Raw genomic sequence first — 18,251 nt, forward strand, 5'->3', positions numbered from 1 at the left:
CGAAAAACGAAGGAAAAACAAGATCCCATTGATGTCTTGAATCATGGGATCTTTTAGTCTATGAAACTTTAGCCTGCATCATGAACGCCCGCAGCCGACGTATCCCTTGGCGGAGTTCCTCCGGCTCCAGATGGCCATACCCTAACAGCAGCTTGTTACGATGCTCGCCTTTCCGAAGGCAGTGGTATTCCACCGGCGTAATACGGATCCCGTTCCGGCGGGCATCGTCCCGGAAAGCATCGTTAAATGCCATCCCGTCAAATTCGACGGCCAGATGCAGTCCCGCGGCATCCCCCCAGGGGCGCCACCCATCCCCAAAACACTCTCCCAGCGAATCCAAAAGAATTTGGCGGCGCTGCTTGTATATTTTCCGCATTTTTGCGATATGCCGGTCAAATGTTCGGGTACGAAGAAACTCGGCCAACGCGGCTTGTTCAAACGGTGGATTCTGGACGTCCGTATACGTGCGCAGCCTGCGCCAGCGCTTCTGCAGTTCCCGTGGGACAATGACATAACCGATGCGGAGCGCGGGAAAAAGAACTTTGCTGAACGTTCCGATGTAGATGACCCGCTCGGGAGCCATGGCATAAAGGGGGGACGCGGGTTCCCCGTAATACCTGAATTCGCTGTCGTAGTCGTCTTCGACGATGTAACTGCCGCAGGAGCGGGCGAAACGAATCAAAGCGGTCCGCCTTGATGCAGGCAAGATGCCGCCGAGAGGAAATTGATGCGAAGGCGTGACGTATACCGGACCGGGCTGCCCTTTGCATAAGGTCTCGGTCCGGATTCCATGCGCATCCACCGGCACAGGGACCACCGTGTATCCCTTCCGGATGAACGTCTGAATCATCTCGATATTGCACGGGTCCTCGACCAGCATGAATTGATGTTCCGCATACAAAAGGTCGGAAACCAGGTGAAGCGCCTGCGTGGCGCCGGCGGTAATGAATATGTCTCCGGCATCCACGGCGATTCCTTTGCTTCGCATAAGCCAGGCGGCAATCTCTTGACGTAGTTCGAGTAAACCTTGAGGTCCGGTATAACCGAGCCAATCCGTCGGCATCCCGCTAAATGCCTTTTGGAAAGCACGCTGCCAAACATAACGCGGAAACAGGCGCAAATCCGGCTGGCCAGTCTTAAAATCGGCCAGGATGAAAGGCGCAGCCTCCGGTTCGCGCTGCGTTCCTGCCGCATCGTTCCGATCCCGGTTCAGGATCAGCCCGTCGGCCACCCGGGTGGGCGCCCCTTGCCTGCTTTCCGCGTAACCCTCGACGATCAGCATTTCGTAAGCTTCGTTCACGGTATTCCGGGAAACGGAAAGCGCCTTGGCCAATTCGCGCGTGGAGGGAAGCGGGTCGCCCGCTTTCAGCGTTCCGGCCAACATCTGATCCCTTAAGTTTTGGTAAATTTGCCGCTTCAATGAAATATCCAGGTTCCGATTCAAATTCATTCCCCACATGCGGTCCTCCAACTGGTTCGTAAAATATATTGCCGAACTGGTTCTTTTGCATGCCAGTTTATTCCACTATGATTGTAACAGTCATTTTGGATCCAAACCACTATTTCGGGGGAAGTGAAGCAGATGGAACGTATGAAAGGATTTTTTTATTTGTGGTGCGCATTCGGGCTGGCCGGCACCTCCGTCGTCGCCGCAACGTTTGTGAATGGGAAGCTGGGGACGTTTACGATCACATCCGTAAGCCTGCTGATTTCGCTGGTTTGTCTGCTGCCGTTATGCACAAGGAAGCTGCTTAGGACGATTCGTTCGCTCGCGGCAAGGGATTGGGTCCTCCTGTTCAGCCAGGCGGTGTTTGGCGTCTTTTTGTTCCGGATGTTTCTGCTCCTTGGGCTCGTCCGGACAAGCTCGTCGGAGGCTGGAATATTGACGGGGGCAACCCCGGCGATCACCGTTCTGTTCGCCATGCTGCTGCTGCGCGAGAAGACGAACGTCACGCGCCTCCTCGGGGTGCTTTGCACGGTTTTCGGGATCCTGCTTATTCAAGGTTTGTTTTTGCCGGGCCGCCGTTTTGCTTATGAACATCTCCAAGGAAATCTTCTGGTCCTTTGCGCCGCGGCGTGCGAGTCGTTGTTTAATGTCCTTTCCCGAGCCGCTGCTGCCTTGCGCGTCAATAAACAACAAAACATTCATCCGGCCGTGCAGACCGTGTTGGTATCCGCGATGGCATGGACGATCAGCTTCATCCCGAGCTTGTCGGAGCAGCCGCTGGCGTCATTGGCGGGGATCGGCTGGCAGGGGTGGCTGGCTTTAGTTTGGTATGGCCCGGTTGTAACCGCGCTTGCGTTTGTTTGCTGGTATGCGGGAATCCGGCGCTGCAGCGCATCGACGGCCGCCGCTTTTTCGGGCATGATGCCGTTTACGGCCTTGATATTATCTGTCTGGCTGCTGAAAGAAGAGACCGGCTGGCATCAATGGATGGGCGGATTACTGGTCATAGCCGGAATGGTCATGATCGGCAGCATGCGTACCGGTTCGCAAGCGGAGAAGGCGCAGCGGTCTATAACGTCGCCCAAGGGTAACAACCCGTCAAACCGGATGGCGTCTTATCAAGCAAAAGACTAAGTACAGCGACGAACGTCACAAGCCAAATGCCCAATAACTCCAGCCTTCAAAATTTCCGAAGTTGCGCCCGTCAACAGTTCATCCTCCTTCAGGGAACTCTTGACGGGATTTTTTTTGCGAAATGGATTGAAATTAATGTATTGATTGAATATAATACAAGACATAACAATTAAAAGCGTTTTCATTAGGAGGTGGAGCCATGAATATTGCAGGAATGAACATTACGTACAGGCATTATCCGTTCGAGCATTTTCTCGATTCCATGACGGAGCTGGGCGTAGATCGCATTGAGCTGTGGGCAGGCGAACCCCATTTTTACGTGTATCGGGGAGGGATTGGCCGATTAAGGCGCATTAGGAAGGAGCTCAGGTCTAGAAGCATGAAGGTGGTCTGCTATACCCCCGAACAATGCGTATATCCGTTTAATCTCGCGGCCTCCGATCCAGAGCTGCGGCAGAAAAGCGTGGATTACTTCGTCGAAAATGTATACGCAGCGCTGGAGTTGGACGCCGACATGATGCTGGTCACTTCCGGAATCGGGAGCTTTCATGCAGCCGTCGAGGAATCCTGGAAGTATGCTGCCGACTCGATCGGTCAACTGTCCAAGCTGGCCGAGCGGGAGGGAGTCACGCTTGCTTTGGAGCCTTTAACCCGCTTCGAATCGAACCTCATCACCGATGTCAAAGGCATCCAAAGCATGATGGACGAGATCCGGTCACCGGCACTAAAGGGAATGATCGACACCGTAGCGATGCAGCTTGCCGGGGAGACGCCGGAGGATTATTTCTCCACGCTGCCGGAGCTGTGCCATTTCCACCTGATCGACGGGGACGGAGCGACGGACGCTCATCTGGCTTTGGACGACGGGGAACTGGATTGGAGAGGTTACCTTGACAGTCTCAAGAGGCATGGGTATCAAGGCAGCTGTACTTTGGAAATCATGGGATTTCATTATTATCAGGACCCGCACGATACCGTCATGCATTCGGTCCGAAAGATAAGGGAACTGGGCATCTAATCATCTTGATTTGGAGGAACTCACGATGAGTAATGGCACACTGACTAGGAAGTTGGGCTTTTGGTCCGCTTTGGCTTTGGCCGTGGGAACGACGATCGGCTCCGGAATTTTCGTCTCGACGGGAGACGTTGCCAGAGCGGCGGGACTGCCCTCTGTATCGATTCTGGCCTGGATTATCGGCGGCGTGATCGCCATCCCGCAGGTCATGGTGCTGGCGGAGCTGTCAACGGCCTATCCCGAAAATGGAAGCGGTTACGTTTATCTAAACAAGGCGGGCTGGCGACCGCTTGCCTTCCTCTACGGCTGGGCGACGTTCTGGGCGCTCGATCCTCCGTCCATTTCGATCATGGCGCTGGCGATCGTCACGTATCTTGCAAGCTTCTTCCCGTTTTTTACGGGGATTGCCGGCAAATTGCTGGGAATCGCGATCATTCTGTTCATCACCTCCATACATTACCGCAGCGTGAAAGAGGGGGGCCGGTTTCAAGTCGTCATTACGCTGATCAAAATCATTCCATTTCTGATCGTCATCGTTTTAGGTTTGATGTACATGAACTACGACCACTTTTCCTATACTCCCGCGCCCGGCTCCGCTAACGGCAGCTTGATCGGAGGCATCTCAGCCACCACGTGGGCATACACCGGCATGGCATCGATCTGCTTCATGGCGGGGGAAATCCGGAATCCGGGGAAAGTGCTGCCGAAAGCGCTCATCAGCTCGGTGCTGATTGTCCTGGGGTTATACACGCTGCTTTCGGTGTGTATCACGGGGCTCATGCCTTTTGACAAATTGCTGGGTTCCAGCGCCGCCGTGTCCGATGCCGTCAGCTATATTCCGGGGTTGGCCAACATTGCGTCCCCATTCGTAGCGGTTACGGCCATCATCGTCATTCTAGGTTCCTTAAGCTCTTGCATCATGTTCCAGCCCCGCCTGGAATATGCCATGGCCAAAGACGGGCTGTTCTTTCGGCGGTTTGCCAAGGTCCACCCCAAATATGAAACGCCGAGTTTTTCGATTTTGGCCCAGGTGACGTATGCTTGCCTCCTCGTGTTTTTCAGCGACTTAACTTCGCTGCTCGGGTATTTTACGCTGATCCAGCTGGTCATCAACATTTTGGACTTTGCGGCCGTCTATAAATGCCGGAAGAGGGAGGATTATCAGCCGATCTACCGAATGCCTCTGTGGAGAGTGACGACGATTCTGGCCATTCTTGGAGCGGCGTGGCTCGCTTGGGGAACGTTTACCTGGGCTCCGCTCCAGGGGATGATCGCGGCGTTGGTCGTCATCGCCACCGGCCTGCCCGTCTATTATTATTGGGAAAAGAAATACGGCCGGAAAAGGGATCAAGACAACAACCCGCATATCGTGGCTTAACATTCCTTTCTTGCAAAAAAATGATTGTCATAAATGTATTATCTAGATATAATACAAGACATAACAAATAAAGAGTCGGAGCTGCACCAGCTCCAGTACAGGAGGATACGATCAATGTTTAATTTTGATGAAGAGCTATTCCTGAAACTCGTTGAAAAAGAAGGACTCGCTTATCGAAGCCAAATCGAGGAGATTGTTGACGGGATCTGCCGGAAAGGATACAGCAACATTTTCATGATTGGCGCCGGCGGCACGATCGCCATGATGTACCCTTACGAATATATCCTCAAATCCAACTCGACGATCGACGTGCATGCCGAAATCGCCGCCGAATTCGTCGTGATGAACAACAAGCATTTCAGCAAGGATTCGGTATGTATCTTCACCTCGGTATCGGGAACCACCAAAGAGACGATCGAGGCCATCGAATACTGCAAAGCGCGGGGAGCAACAACCTTTGCTTTGGTAGCGGAGCCGGATACGCCGATCACCAAGCTGGTGGACCACTGCATCACGACGGGATCAGAGAAACATTCCTTCGATACGTTTTTCATGCTCCTGTACATGGTCGTATTCCGGTTCATGCATAACCGTAACGAATTCCCTCAGTACGAGCAGTTCACGAAGGAAGTCGCCCAGCTTCCGCGGGCCATTCTGGATGCCGTCAAAACGTTCGACTCCAAGGCAGAGGCTTTTGCCATTGAGCATAAAGACACCGACTACCACATGATGGTCGGCTCCGGTAACCTGTGGGGGAATACGTATTCGTACGCCATGTGCGTACTGGAAGAGATGCAGTGGATCAAGGCCAAATCGATTCATGCGGCCGAGTTCTTCCACGGTACGCTCGAGCTAGTGGTGGAAGATACCAGCGTCATCCTGCTGAAGGGCGAGGATGAAACCCGACCGCTGACGGACCGCGTAGAGCGGTTTGCCGAAAAAGTTACGAAGCGATTGACCGTGATCGACACCAAAGACTTTGCGATGGAAGGCATCAGCGACGAGTTCCGGAAACATTTCGCCGTCAGCATCAACTGGGCGCTGCTCAGCCGGATCAGCGTCTACCTGGAACGCGAAAGAAACCATCCGCTGACGCTTAGAAGATACTACCGCAAAATGGAATATTAATACGGATCGGGAGTGCTGCGATGCCATCCGGCACTCCTTCTTTGAACACGGGGAAGGTGAGAGAAGATGCGAATCGTGACCGTCGGAGACAACTGTATGGACGTGTATCAATCGACAGGCGAGGCTTACCCGGGAGGAAACCCGGTGAACGTGGCGGTTTATTTGTCCGAGCTGGGTGCGGACACCGCCTATATCGGCTGGGTAGGAACCGACCGTTACGGGGAGATCATGGTCCGGGCGATTCAGGGGAAGGGCGTGGATACGTCAAGAGTTTGGGCGAAAGAAGGGACCACTGCGATCACCTACGTCGAAATGGCAGGCAACGAAAGAAAGCTGGGCGATTATGAGGAGGGCGTCATGGCCGGCTTTTGCCTCAGCCCCGAGGATCTCCGGTTTACGGAATCGTTCCAGCTCGTCCATTCCGCCATTTGGGGCCATGCCGACAGTTATTTTCCTTATTTTAGAGAAAAGGGGCTTTTAACCTCTTTTGACTTTGCCGATAAGTTGGACCATGAACTCGTGACGACGCTTGCGCCATATGTGGACTATCCGTTTTTGTCTTATACGCAGGATGACGAGCATATCCGGAATCTGATGAAGAAAATCAAGGCTCGGGGTTCCCGAATCGTCGTGGCCACCCTTGGCGAAAACGGCTCGTTGGCATACGATGGCGTTCGATTTTATAAGCACGGCATCGTCGACGTGGAGGTCATCGATACGCTCGGGGCCGGGGATTCTTTTATCGCCGGGTTTATTTACGGGACTTTGAAAGGGCTTCCGATCGAAAGATGCTTGGAGCAAGGGGCGCAAAGGGCTGCAAAAACCATCGGCTATTTTGCCGCATGGTGACTGGGCGGGACCATCAATGTATAATAGAGGGATAACAAAAGATCATTGATGGATAAGGATGAATGTTCAATGAATTTAAATCCTTCGACCCCTCAGCCGCTCTACATGCAGATCCGGCAAATGTTGAAGAATGACATCCAGCACGGGCGCTACAAGCCGGATGAGCAAATCCCGACGGAAGCCGAGCTATGCGACATTTATAACGTGAGCCGGATTACGATCCGCAAGGCGATCGAGGAACTGGTGCGGGAAGGGGCTCTTACCCGGATTCCGCGGCGGGGGACCTTTGTGGCATCCAACAAATTTCACAACGAGCTGCTGTCTGTAAGCGGATTCTCGGAGTTCAGCCACCAGCTTGGCATGATCCCGAATTCCCGCATTCTACGAAGCAACGTCATCGAAGCGACCGAAGAAGTGGCCGGGCATCTTCGGATTGGCGTCGGCAGCCCTGTCCTGGAGTTGGAGCGTCTCATGTATGTCAATGAGCGTCCGCTGTTCTACGATATCGCGCATTATTCGCTGACCCGCTTTCCCGATCTGGAGAAAAAAATCGCGATGAACGAGTCCACGTATAAAATTTTGGCCGAGGAATACGGAACGGAAATCGTAAGCAATGATAAAGAAATCGATGTCATCAGCGCGACGAAGGACTATGCCAGGCTGCTCGAATGCGATGTCGGGGCGAATTTGTTCCGGATTTTGAAAGTCGCCTTCGACGCGAAAGATGAGCCTGTACATCTCTCCACGTTCATGTGCGAAACCAATCGGGTGACTTTGACGGTTCATCGGGCCAAGCAGGTGCATGAAGAGTCATAGATTTCAAGCGGGACCGCTTTACATGTCTGTCACATTTAGCGTTAAAACCTTCCTTTACCGGAGGTTTAACGCTTTTTTTTATGAGTAAAATACGCTTTCATGAGCCCAATTTAGGCTTGTGCAAGTCACATAGGCATTTATCCCGTCATAATATGTTGCTAAATCGGTACAGCAAAGGAGAAATATGAATGTATCCATACCATTACGGTCCGCCCGGTTATGCGCCCCATGGTTACAACCCGTACGCTTACGGCGTCGTGAATGATCCCGGCGGTTATCCGCCCGAAATCTCCGATCCTGCAGTACGTCAGCAGGAATTGGGAATCGAATGGCACGTGCAGGAAGGTCCTTGGAGAGGCGTATGGCGCAGAAGGGGGAACAGCAATACGTTCGATGCTACCTGGACCATGCCGGGAGCTCAGGCCATCACGGCCGTGTTGACGATCCATATGTTTGGCAATTTCGTTTATGTCCTTCGGCAAAACAGCAGCGACGGGAATACCTGCGTGTACACCGGCACGCTTTCCGGGGACGGCCGAACGGTGAGCGGCAATTTTCGATGCATCCGGGGTCAGGGCACCTGGACGGCAACCATCATTCATCGCGAGAGAACCCGCTTGGGACGAATCTGGCATGTGCAAGAGGGCGGTTGGAACGGCGTATGGACCCGCCGCGGGAACAGCAACGTTTTCGACGCCAGATGGACGATGCCCGGAGCTCAGGAAATCACGGCCGTGTTGACGATCAACATATTCGGCAACAACGTCCAGGTTCTGCGGAGAAACAGCAGCGATGGAAACAACTGTGAATACACCGGTACCCTCTCCGGCGACGGCCGAACGGTTACTGGAACGTATCGTTGTACCCAAGGCGGAGGTTCCTGGAGAGCTACCATAATCTTTTAAACCCATGCAAGGTATGATGCCGAACGACGAATTGACGAATCGTTGGAAAAACAAAAAATATTCGTATATATTCGTGCATTAGCAGCTTCCGACCGCCAGTAGGCGGCTTTTTTATTGGGTGCCGGTCGAAACGAAAATCATCTTAGAAATATGGCATGTTGGTTAAGCATCCTCATCCCCATTTTGGAAGTGGGGTGAGCGACAAAAGAAGTGCCGTTCATTCGCGAACGACACTTCTTTTAGGTAAGCGCTGAAGTTTTAAGGGGTCAACGGATTGCAGCGGGATTCGCCCCAAAGTCGGTCGGCATCATGCCTTCCGCCCGCCATACCGTGCCTTTTCGTTCATATTCGAACAAGTTTTCGATGGCGTTGGCGATTCGGGGCCCTAACTCACGCTCGACCAAATACAGCGCCACGTCCAGTCCCGAGGTTACGCCTCCGCCGGTCACCAGCCGTGGGCCGTCTTCGACGACTCTGGCATTGACCGGGATTGCGCCTGCGGCTTTTAATGCAGCCATGCCCATTTGATTCGTAACGGCATGTCTGTCATTTAACAAACCGTCCATGGCAAGCAGCAAAGAACCCCCGCATACCGTAGCCACGGTCACATTCTTATTATCCAAAGCCTGATTTATCAAACGCGTCAAGCCGGTATTTTTGGCCTGCCTTAATATCATCGGGACGGCATCTTCCGAATTTCCCGCCGGCTTGCCCGAAGCCCCGGGCACCACGATGATTCCCGGACGATTCGGATTTAAGGCGGCCTGAGCTTCCAGGGCAGGCCCCTTCAGGCCGCTCGGTACGGAACGTTTGCCTTCCGCCGACACCAATTCGACAGTCACCTTTCCTTCGGCGAACATGCCCGCGGCCGCAAATACTTCATACGGCCCCAACGCGTCCATGAGATCAAACCCATCGTACAATACGATCTGCACATGTAAGCTATTGGCCTTGGAAGCCTCTTTTTTGTCTGCCGATGCAGCGCTTGCTGCAGGAGCCAATAAACTTATGACCAGCGAAATGGTCGCGAGCAATCCTAAAATTTTTTTCATGGAATACTTATCCTTTCTCGCCGCTGCGGCTTTCAAGAAACGGAGCCATTTTAGCGCTTAGAGTGTTTTATACAAGGAACACCTGCAATTCATCTTGCCGAGGTTAGGCCGCCTCATTTACGAGGTGATGGCAGCATCTCCGGACCGCACGATCCTTCGAACGATGATTTCAGGAATAATCAGCAGCAGTACGATGGAGACGTAAATGCTGATGGTATAGCTGGTGACGTATATCAATCCGAATCCCCGGTGGAAAAGGGAAGTGATGAGATGGATGAACAGGTTCGTAAAACAAAAGGCATAACTTCGGATCATCCAGTTCCGGTGGCGGTCAATCCGTTTCTTTTTGATTTGCGCAAGCGCCGTTATGCTGATAAGCAGCCAGATGATATTCAGCGCGTTAAACGCCATGCCGCTTAATTTGCCGCCGGTGGCGTATGGAGCCATGTATCCGGAAGTCAGCACGACAATGAGCACGGATAGAAAATAAACGTAGCCGTTAACGCGATGGAATCGGCGGCTTTTTTTAAACACGCGATTCGAAAAATTAAGCAGGCCCGCCGCCATGGCGATGCAGGCAAAAGCGACATGGACGTACATCACGTTCAACCAGGCCGGGAGATTCAGCTCCCGTTTCAGTCCGGTTTTATGGCTTAAAAATGCCTCGGCTCCGGGATCGATGATATAGTTTTGCGTCAGAGCGTAAAGGATAAATAAGATGCTTGCACAGGCAAGAAGCGTGTATAGCGCCTTTCGATTCATCATGTCATGCCAAACCTCCGCGGCTTTTATTATTGTTGCCGATGCCCGCTTTCCGTCAGAAAATCCGCATGCCAGTCAATTTCGACGCCGGCAGCATGCCGGCCTTGGCGATTCCGACCATGTGGTCCCCGTCGGCTGCAACCTCGAATTTCAAATTGAGGCGCATCGGTTTCGTGATCCGCAGCATCCAGGTAAGCATATTGTCCTGGAGAACGGGATTGATAAACTCAACCGTTTCATTTCCCTGAGTCGCTTTGCCGCGTATCGTCCCATGTTGGGTCGATATGGACAGCTTGACTTGCATTTTTCCAACCGGCGTAGCGATCACCGTGTCCCAATCCCCATCGAAATCGGAGGCTCGCGCGATAAGGCGATCCGGGCTCGGGCGGTCATGAACCGCGGGAGCTTCATCCGATGCGATGCTCGGTCCGTTTCCCGTTAAAGCCTCCTGACGGCCGGGCGCTATTCCGGTCTCACTCCATACCGTTCCTCTTCGTTCATATTCAAACAGCCGTTCTACGGCGTGCGCGATACGCGGCCCAAGCTCACGCTCGACCAAATAAAGAGATACGTCGAGTCCTGAGGTAACGCCCCCTCCGGTAACCAGATTGCCGTGATCCACGACACGTGCCGGAACGGGTACAGCGCCGGTCGCTCCAAGCAATTCCATGCCCAGATGGTGCGTGACGGCCGGTCTGCCCTCCAGCAATCCTCCCATGGCGAGCAACAGAGAACCGCCGCATACCGTGGCGACAATGACGTCTTGTTGCCCAAGCGCCCGGGCCATTAAATCGATGACTGATGTATGTACCGCCCGCCCCAGAATCGCCGGGATCGAATCGGGACCGTCACCCTCGATTTCCCCGGACGCGCCGGGCAAAAGGATGATTCCGGATTGCTCCGGATCCAGCGTGCCGGTTGCCTCGATTTTTAACCCGTTTATGCCGCTGGTCACGGATCTCGGTCCTTCGGCGGTGACGAATTCTACGCGTAACGCGTTTTTGGCATGCAATGAAGCTGCGCTGAAAACCTCGAAAGGCGCAATGGCATCCAGCAGGTCGAAGCCGTCAAACAGCACGATTTGAACGGTCAGCATATGCAAAACCTCCTAAACTTTATTTTTTTGCCAGAAGATCTTTCAGCCTGCGATATTCGTTTTCGTCCAGTTCGCCTTTCGCCATCCGGCTTTTTAGAATCGAAGCGAATTCGGGATCCTTTGCTCCCTGAACCTTGTACCGCTGCCGGATGGCATAGATTCGAACGGCTACAAAACTAAAAAGCGTCAGACAAAATAATGCCCCAAACGGGAAAAACGAAAAATGGCCGTTGTCCAAGCCCATTTGAAAACCTCCTTCATCCGGTATTGTGTCGCGGCGAGCGCGGTTTGCGTTCCGCCTGGCCGTGCTTGCATGATGTATCATAACAAACGAATATCTCAAATCAGGCCGTAAAAAGATCACAAAACAATCAACATGGCATCGCAACCTTCGAAAGGTTTGAACGGGCTTGGACATACGCAGAATATGATCAGGATGATGGATTCAAAATCGGGGACTTGCGCTTATACCGCCATTCGAATATTATAGATATTAGATATCCATAATAATGATAATGGTTAGAAAGGAGGTGCAAACCATGCAGTTCTCCAAAAGTACGGATTATGCGCTGCACGCCTTGCTTCATTTGGCTCTCGCGAAGATTCCTCATAACGGCAACGGCCACAAAAGCCATAACGTCGGGATCAAGGAATTATCCGCCACGCTTGGCGTTTCGGAAAGCTACTTATCCAAAATCATGTCCAAGCTGAGACAGGATGGGATCGTACGAGCCGTACCGGGAGTGAACGGCGGTTATGAGCTTGCGCGGCAGGCGGATCAGATTACTTTTCTGGACGTGATACAAGTGATTGAAGGAAGACAGGGGATGTTCGAATGCTCGACTTCCGAATCGCGGCAGCATCGGTTGTTGGCAGAAGAGGGGACTGCATCGACAGAGCAGGAAAGCCCGGGGGAAAACGGATGTTTGATCGAGAAAGTGATGTTAGGCGCGGAACGCCAGCTTCACCAGTATTTGCGGGAACATACGATCCAAACGGTGCTGAACGAGGCTTTGGAGCGTTGCAACCCAGAAGCAAACAAGAAGTGATACACTTCTTGCGCTTTAATTATGGACATTATAGATCTATGGAGGTATAAAAAGATGATGATGAGAAAACAACTTTTGGATGCGGTGATTATCGGCGGGGGACCGGCCGGGTTGAATGCGGCCCTTATGCTTGGGCGGGCAAGGAAGCATGTTGCGGTGATCGATGAAGGCAAACCCCGCAACGCGGTTACCCGCGAGACCCACGGATTTCTTACCCGCGACGGCGTCAGCCCTTTTGAATTTCGGCGTATTGCGAAAGAAGAACTTAGCGCCTATCCTTCGGTTACTATCGTGGAGGACACGGCCGTATCAGTTGCGGGCGAGGATGGGAATTTTCAAATCAAGACGGCCCAAAGAAACCTGTATGCGAGCAAAAAGCTGCTGTTTGCCGTCGGAATGAAGGATCGGCCGCTCGACATTCCCGGGCTGGATGAGGTTTACGGGAAAAGCGCGTTTGTATGCCCGTATTGCGATGGATGGGAATTAAGGGACGAGCCGCTCGTGGTTATCGTTAAAGGAGCGGATCTGATGCACTTCGCACCGCTTATTTCCGGATGGACGAATCGTTTTACGGTCTGCACGAACGGCCCCGCCGGGCTGACGGACGATCAGCGGGAAGAACTCCGGCGGCATCAAGTGCCAGTGTTCGAATCGCCGATCCTTAACATTGAATCCAACGAGGGGATCGTGCGCCAAGTGGTTCTGGAAGACGGCACGTCCATTCCATGCAGGGGGATCTTTTTTAAGCCGGAGCTGACGACGGGCTCGGACTTGCCGCAAGGGATCGGTTGCCGCTTAACGGAGGATGGGATGGTTGTCGTCGACGATTTTGGAAAAACGACCGTACCGGGCGTCTATTCCGCCGGAGATGCGGCGTCGCGGCTGCATCAGGCCATTGCGGCCGCAGCTAAAGGGGCGTTTACCGCCGCGGCGCTCAACAATGAACTGAACCTGGAGGCCTGGAGACAAAACGGCTAACGATTTGACCGCAGCAGGGTCACGGGATATTCGTTGACAACCCTAATAAATATTGGTATTGTAATTTCAATAAATGAGATTGAGAATCAATATCAATTAAAGGGGTTTGGAAATGAATAAAAAGTTATTTTTGCCCGTCGTTTTTATGTTGTCCGTCATCTTGCTCAGCGCTTGCGGGAACAACGCCTCTAAACATCCCTCGAACGCCGGCCCGATCGCGAGCGAACCGGCATCAGCCGCGGCCGGGTCTGCGGCGAGCACGGAAAAAGTCACGTATCAATCCGAGCTGGGCCCGGTCGACGTGCCGGCCAATCCGCAGCGGATCGTCGCTCTGACGAACGCGCCGAACGTGCTTTCCCTCGGGGGAACGCTTGTCGGCGTAGATGAATGGACGGAGAAAAACCCGCTGTTCACCGGGAAGCTCAAAGGGGTAGAGGTCGTCTCCGACGGCAATCTGGAGAAGATCATCGAGCTGAATCCGGATTTGATCATTGCCGACACCAGCAGCAAAAATATCAAAAAGCTGGAACAAATCGCGCCTACCGTCGCCTATACGTGGGGAAAAAGGGACTATTTGGCGCAGCAGATTGAAATCGGGAAGCTGCTGAGCAAGGAGCAGGAGGCGAAAGCTTGGGTGGATGACTTTTCGAAACGGGCTAAAGCAATCGGCGATGAAATTAAGAAGAAGATCGGCGAAAACGCGACCGTATCGGTGTTCGAGACCGACTCGAAAAACTTCTACGTATTCGGCAACGCCTGGGCGCGCGGAACCGAGTTGCTGTATCAGGCGATGGGGCTGAACATGCCGGAGAAGGTCAAAGCGGATGCGCTTGGTCCCGGATACTATACGCTCTCCCCGGAAGTGCTTAGCGATTATGCCGGGGATTACATCGTTCTCAGCAGAAGCGCGGCGGGAGACAACTCGTTTATGCAGACGAACACTTGGAAGAATATCCCGGCCGTCAAAAACAAGCATGTGATTGAAATCGACACAGAGGCTTCTTCTTACAGCGATCCGATGACGCTTGAACATCTGCTGGACATCTTCAAAGAAGGTTTCTTAAAATAAGCCGTCCTCTCATGAACAGGCAAATTCCGAAAAGCTTCACACCGGAAGAAGGCCGCAGCACGGAAAGAAAATCTGAGGTGTACGTTCAGCCTGTTGAAACATTTCAACAGGCTTTTTTTATGATTTAGGAATAATTTAATGACTGGGTTTTTTATGGAGAACAAGGGCCTCGCATTCTTGCAGATTTCCGGTCGGGAACGGTGCAAACCCCGATCAGAAACGTTTGGCAACTTCCTTCGCAAGTGCAATCGCTTTTTCTTTTACGAATGGTGCCTGCTCCGATACTGCCGTTCCTTCTACAAAAACAGCCTCTGATTCAATCCCATAAAACCGCAGAATCTTGCTCAGATAGCTGAATCCCATTTCAATCGGCGCAAGAGGACCTTCCGAATAAACGGAACCGCTGGCTTGAATGTGCAAGGCTTTCTTGCCGGGCAACAGTCCTACAGGACCATTTTCGGTATATTTGAAAGTCTTGCCCGGAATGGAGGTCGCATCCGTGTATGCTTTCAACACCGGCGGGACTGAAAAATTCCACATCGGGGAGACATAAACGTACTTATCGGCTGCCATGAATTGATGAAGAATTTCTTCGAGACGAGCTACTTTTGATTCCTCCGCTTCGGACAACTGATCGAATGACGAACCCGACCGAAGCTTTCCCCACCCCCTTAAAACATCGGCATCGATCTGCGGAATATTTTCTTTATACAGATCCAAATGAACGACTTCATCTGCCGGATTTGCTTCACGGTATGCTTCAATAAATTCCGCGCCCACCGCGAGGCTATAAGACTCCTCGGGATGAAGGGGGTGTGCAGTGATGTACAATACGGTTGCCATAATTCAAACTTCCCTTCTGTTTTTAAATGAAGTAACACTTCCAAGCTGATCATATAATATATACTTACTTATGGTAAGTAGGCACAATAATGTGGTATAGTATCAAAAAAGGTACTGAAAAGGAGGCGAACGCATGCCAAAGAACCCTGCCCAATGCCAATTCGTCGTGGCCTTGGATTCGATCGTCGGCAAATGGAAGCCGATGATCCTTTATCATTTGCTTCAGGGCCAACCTTTGCGGTTCAATGAGCTAAGAAGATTGCTGCCCGATATCACGCAAAGGATGCTTACGCTCCATCTGCGCGAATTGGAGGAGGAAGAGATCGTTAAACGGGTCGTTTATCCGCAAATCCCGCCGAAAGTGGAATACTCCATCACGGAATACGGCAAGAGCCTGTCTCCGATTTTGGAAGCCTTGCATCAATGGGGATTGGCCCATGTCGAGCGAAAACAGCTCCATAAGGGGAACAATGAACCAACGGAAACGGACTAGCGTTCAACAAGATTGCTTGTCCGTTTTTTTGATGATGCAGGGGGGAGGCAAGCAGCCAAAACGGCATGTATAGACATACCGTCATGCAGTATTTAAAATGGCATAAGCAGCTTCCTTTAGGGTGTATCAGCAGGTTTTTGATTTTTGAGTGAGCATGTCCTAATTATTTCGCGGAGAGGAGCAAGATGAGAACGTACACATGAGTCGGAACCCAATTATACATCGGAGAATAGGTGAATTTTACTACATATGAAAAACCGCGTTTTTCAAATCGTGATCGTCGTAGTCCTGGTGCTGGTCGGCCTATTTGTCATGAACAGGTCCGTGATCCGCCTGTCGACGCTGATCGGCATTTTATGGCCGCTTTCGATTATAGGCATCGGCTTCATCATTTTTATGGAAAACCGTTCGCCGCAAAGCACGCTGGCATGGTTTTTGATCCTGGCATTTCTTCCGGCGGTAGGTGTGCTGTTGTATTTGCTTTTTGGCAGAAGCCGCTGGAGACGGAAAAACATCTGCACCGGGCGGAAGAACAGAGAAAGCTGTTCCGGGAGATTTTGGCGGGCAGGCGTTTGAATTTGGCCCCATTGTCTTTGTTAAGCGAGAGGTCGGAATATGTCATCAAGGTCATTGAAAGGTTCGGCGGCGGCCCGGCAGCAACGGAAACCGAAACCAAGCTGTTGATCAACGGCGACGAAACCTTTTCGGAAATTTTGCAAGCCATCGAAAAGGCCGCGCACCATATCCATATCCAGTATTATATTTATCGTTCGGACCGCATCGGCACCGCCATTCGGGACGCGCTGATCCGCAAAGCCGAATCGGGCGTGATCGTACGTTTTCTTTTTGACGGATTGGGCAGCAACGGGTTGCGTAAACGCTTTTTGCAGCCGATGAAAGATGCCGGCATCGAGGTCGTCGAGTTTGATCCCATTTTTTCGCCTTGGCTTCTTGAAACGGTCAATTACCGTAACCACCGCAAAATCGTCATCGTTGACGGCGTGGTCGGCTTTACCGGCGGGCTGAACGTCGGCGACGAATATCTCGGCCGTTCCAAAAAATTTCCGGTCTGGCGCGACAGCCACTTGAAAATCGAAGGAAAGGCGCTCTATAAACTGCAGGCCATTTTCCTGGAAGACTGGCTGTACGCAACCAGCGGCCAAAACCATTACTCTTGGGACGCTTACATGAACAGGTCATATTTTCCGGATCAGGGGGTCCCGGCGAATGGGGCCGTTCAGATCGTGGCCAGCGGCCCAAGCTCGGAAGATACAAGCATACGCAACGCGCTGTTGGCCATCATGGCATCGGCAAAAAAATCGATTTGGATCGCCACGCCATATTTTATACCGGATCAGGAAACATTAACATTGCTGCGGTTGTCCGCGGCGGCAGGCATCGATGTACGCATCTTGTACCCGGGGAAAAGCGACAGCGTGATCAGCGACCAGGCATCTCAATCCTACTTTACGCCCCTCCTTAAGGCGGGAGCCTCTATATACCATTACAAAGACGGCTTTATTCATGCCAAAATCGTGCTGGTGGATGACGAAATCGCATCGATCGGTACGGCCAACATGGATATCCGCAGCTTTGAGCTGAATTACGAGCTTGCCGCGGTGCTTTACGAATCCGAAACCGTGCTGGACATCAAACGCGATTTTGAGCAGGATTTCAAGGACTCCGTCCGCATCGCTTGGGACTCCTTCCAGAAACGAGGCATTCTGAAACGCATTTCAGAATCGCTGATGAGGCTTATTTCGCCGCTGCTCTAAGCGTCGGCCGAAAACAGGCGTGAACCATGGCTACGGCCAGAAAAAAACAGGATGCAGCCGTTGCAAGCGATGCCATGGATTCAATTTGCCCGTTTTCGCGCTACAATATGATTCTTTGCCTCTTTACAGTAAGTATCCAACGGGAGTATGATTTCATTCGTAAATGAACTTGTGACCCTGAATTGTCATTTTCCTTGATCGCTTAATTCTGTATCCAGAAGCGGGGGAACCAACGGGAGGAAGGGAACTTCGTCCCAGGGGTGAATCACTTGATTATGTTCGCAGGTCGAGTGTAGGGATACTTTCAATCCCGAATCCGTCAGCTAACCTCGTAGGCGTTATGAAAGAAGGATTTGTCGTGCGCTTTTGAAAGCCGCGGGAAAGCCCAACTTTCCTGTGGCTTTTTTTGGTGTGCCCAATTGGGCCAAAAGGGGAAACAATAAGGATACTTTCATGGAACTT

General features: G+C 52.1%; 17 protein-coding genes, 1 pseudogene and 1 riboswitch. Of the genes and pseudogenes, 12 read left to right on the forward strand and 6 right to left on the reverse strand.

The features are described from left to right. Positions 1-58: 58 nt before the first annotated feature. Positions 59-1,450 (reverse strand): PLP-dependent aminotransferase family protein, encoded by a 1,392-nt coding sequence (locus tag MKY58_RS11965; RefSeq protein WP_339324713.1) that lies wholly within the window; start codon positions 1,448-1,450, stop codon positions 59-61. A gap of 132 nt (positions 1,451-1,582) precedes the next feature. Between MKY58_RS11965 and MKY58_RS11970 the strand changes: the two genes are divergently transcribed. The 7 genes from MKY58_RS11970 (at position 1,583) to MKY58_RS12000 (ending at position 8,672) form a co-directional block, all read left to right on the forward strand. Continuing rightward, positions 1,583-2,581 carry a DMT family transporter gene (locus tag MKY58_RS11970; RefSeq protein ID WP_339324714.1) on the forward strand — a complete coding sequence of 333 codons (999 nt, stop codon included), beginning with the start codon at positions 1,583-1,585 and terminating at the stop codon, positions 2,579-2,581. Between the two features lie 199 nt (positions 2,582-2,780). Continuing rightward, entirely contained in the window at positions 2,781-3,599 is an 819-nt protein-coding gene (locus tag MKY58_RS11975; RefSeq protein ID WP_339324715.1) for a TIM barrel protein, read from the forward strand. 25 nt (positions 3,600-3,624) lie between these two features. Continuing rightward, the gene (locus MKY58_RS11980) at positions 3,625-4,974 is read left to right on the forward strand and encodes an amino acid permease (RefSeq protein ID WP_339324716.1); all 1,350 of its coding nucleotides are present in this window, start codon (positions 3,625-3,627) and stop codon (positions 4,972-4,974) included. A 114-nt stretch (positions 4,975-5,088) separates the two neighbouring features. Next, a complete protein-coding gene (locus MKY58_RS11985) occupies positions 5,089-6,102 on the forward strand; it encodes an SIS domain-containing protein (protein ID WP_339324717.1) in 1,014 nt (337 codons plus the stop codon). 66 nt (positions 6,103-6,168) lie between these two features. Next, positions 6,169-6,951: a fructoselysine 6-kinase gene (gene frlD / locus MKY58_RS11990; RefSeq protein ID WP_339324718.1), complete on the forward strand. Its 783-nt coding sequence runs from the start codon at positions 6,169-6,171 to the stop codon at positions 6,949-6,951. A gap of 69 nt (positions 6,952-7,020) precedes the next feature. Beyond that, a complete protein-coding gene (locus MKY58_RS11995) occupies positions 7,021-7,767 on the forward strand; it encodes a GntR family transcriptional regulator (protein ID WP_339324719.1) in 747 nt (248 codons plus the stop codon). Positions 7,768-7,955: 188 nt separating this feature from the next. Next, positions 7,956-8,672, forward strand: coding sequence for a hypothetical protein (locus tag MKY58_RS12000; protein ID WP_339324720.1), 717 nt, complete (start codon positions 7,956-7,958; stop codon positions 8,670-8,672). Positions 8,673-8,938: 266 nt separating this feature from the next. On the opposite strand, the gene MKY58_RS12005 is transcribed toward MKY58_RS12000, so the two are convergent. The 4 genes from MKY58_RS12005 to MKY58_RS12020 form a co-directional block, all read right to left on the reverse strand. Continuing rightward, positions 8,939-9,724 carry a DJ-1/PfpI family protein gene (locus MKY58_RS12005; protein ID WP_339324721.1) on the reverse strand — a complete coding sequence of 262 codons (786 nt, stop codon included), beginning with the start codon at positions 9,722-9,724 and terminating at the stop codon, positions 8,939-8,941. 117 nt (positions 9,725-9,841) lie between these two features. Then, positions 9,842-10,489, reverse strand: a complete 648-nt coding sequence (locus tag MKY58_RS12010; RefSeq protein ID WP_339324722.1) for a DUF2306 domain-containing protein — start codon at positions 10,487-10,489, stop codon at positions 9,842-9,844. 52 nt (positions 10,490-10,541) lie between these two features. After that, positions 10,542-11,582 carry a DJ-1/PfpI family protein gene (locus tag MKY58_RS12015; RefSeq protein WP_339324723.1) on the reverse strand — a complete coding sequence of 347 codons (1,041 nt, stop codon included), beginning with the start codon at positions 11,580-11,582 and terminating at the stop codon, positions 10,542-10,544. 19 nt (positions 11,583-11,601) lie between these two features. Beyond that, positions 11,602-11,826: a hypothetical protein gene (locus MKY58_RS12020; RefSeq protein ID WP_339324724.1), complete on the reverse strand. Its 225-nt coding sequence runs from the start codon at positions 11,824-11,826 to the stop codon at positions 11,602-11,604. A gap of 295 nt (positions 11,827-12,121) precedes the next feature. Here MKY58_RS12020 and MKY58_RS12025 point away from each other — a divergent pair, with 295 nt between their 5' ends. From MKY58_RS12025 to MKY58_RS12035, 3 genes are all read left to right on the forward strand, one after another. Next, positions 12,122-12,631 (forward strand): Rrf2 family transcriptional regulator, encoded by a 510-nt coding sequence (locus tag MKY58_RS12025; RefSeq protein WP_339324725.1) that lies wholly within the window; start codon positions 12,122-12,124, stop codon positions 12,629-12,631. A gap of 60 nt (positions 12,632-12,691) precedes the next feature. Beyond that, positions 12,692-13,609: an NAD(P)/FAD-dependent oxidoreductase gene (locus tag MKY58_RS12030; RefSeq protein ID WP_339325131.1), complete on the forward strand. Its 918-nt coding sequence runs from the start codon at positions 12,692-12,694 to the stop codon at positions 13,607-13,609. 112 nt (positions 13,610-13,721) lie between these two features. Then, entirely contained in the window at positions 13,722-14,678 is a 957-nt protein-coding gene (locus MKY58_RS12035; RefSeq protein ID WP_339324726.1) for an iron-hydroxamate ABC transporter substrate-binding protein, read from the forward strand. 213 nt (positions 14,679-14,891) lie between these two features. Here the strand turns inward: MKY58_RS12035 and MKY58_RS12040 are convergent, their stop codons facing one another. Then, the gene (locus MKY58_RS12040; RefSeq protein WP_339324727.1) at positions 14,892-15,521 is read right to left on the reverse strand and encodes an NAD(P)H-dependent oxidoreductase; all 630 of its coding nucleotides are present in this window, start codon (positions 15,519-15,521) and stop codon (positions 14,892-14,894) included. Between the two features lie 133 nt (positions 15,522-15,654). On the opposite strand from MKY58_RS12040, the gene MKY58_RS12045 reads away from it, so the two are divergent. Both MKY58_RS12045 and MKY58_RS12050 read left to right on the forward strand, forming a co-directional pair. Next, on the forward strand, positions 15,655-16,014 hold the full coding sequence (locus MKY58_RS12045; RefSeq protein WP_339324728.1) for a helix-turn-helix domain-containing protein: 360 nt from the start codon (positions 15,655-15,657) through the stop codon (positions 16,012-16,014). A 249-nt stretch (positions 16,015-16,263) separates the two neighbouring features. Continuing rightward, a pseudogene (locus MKY58_RS12050) lies at positions 16,264-17,789 on the forward strand (cardiolipin synthase). 189 nt (positions 17,790-17,978) lie between these two features. Continuing rightward, positions 17,979-18,141, forward strand: a riboswitch (cyclic di-AMP (ydaO/yuaA leader). The last annotated feature ends 110 nt before the right edge of the window (positions 18,142-18,251 follow it).

The organism is Paenibacillus sp. FSL W8-0194, assembly GCF_037969745.1.
Taxonomy (GTDB): Bacteria; Bacillota; Bacilli; order Paenibacillales; family Paenibacillaceae; genus Paenibacillus_AQ; species Paenibacillus_AQ cookii.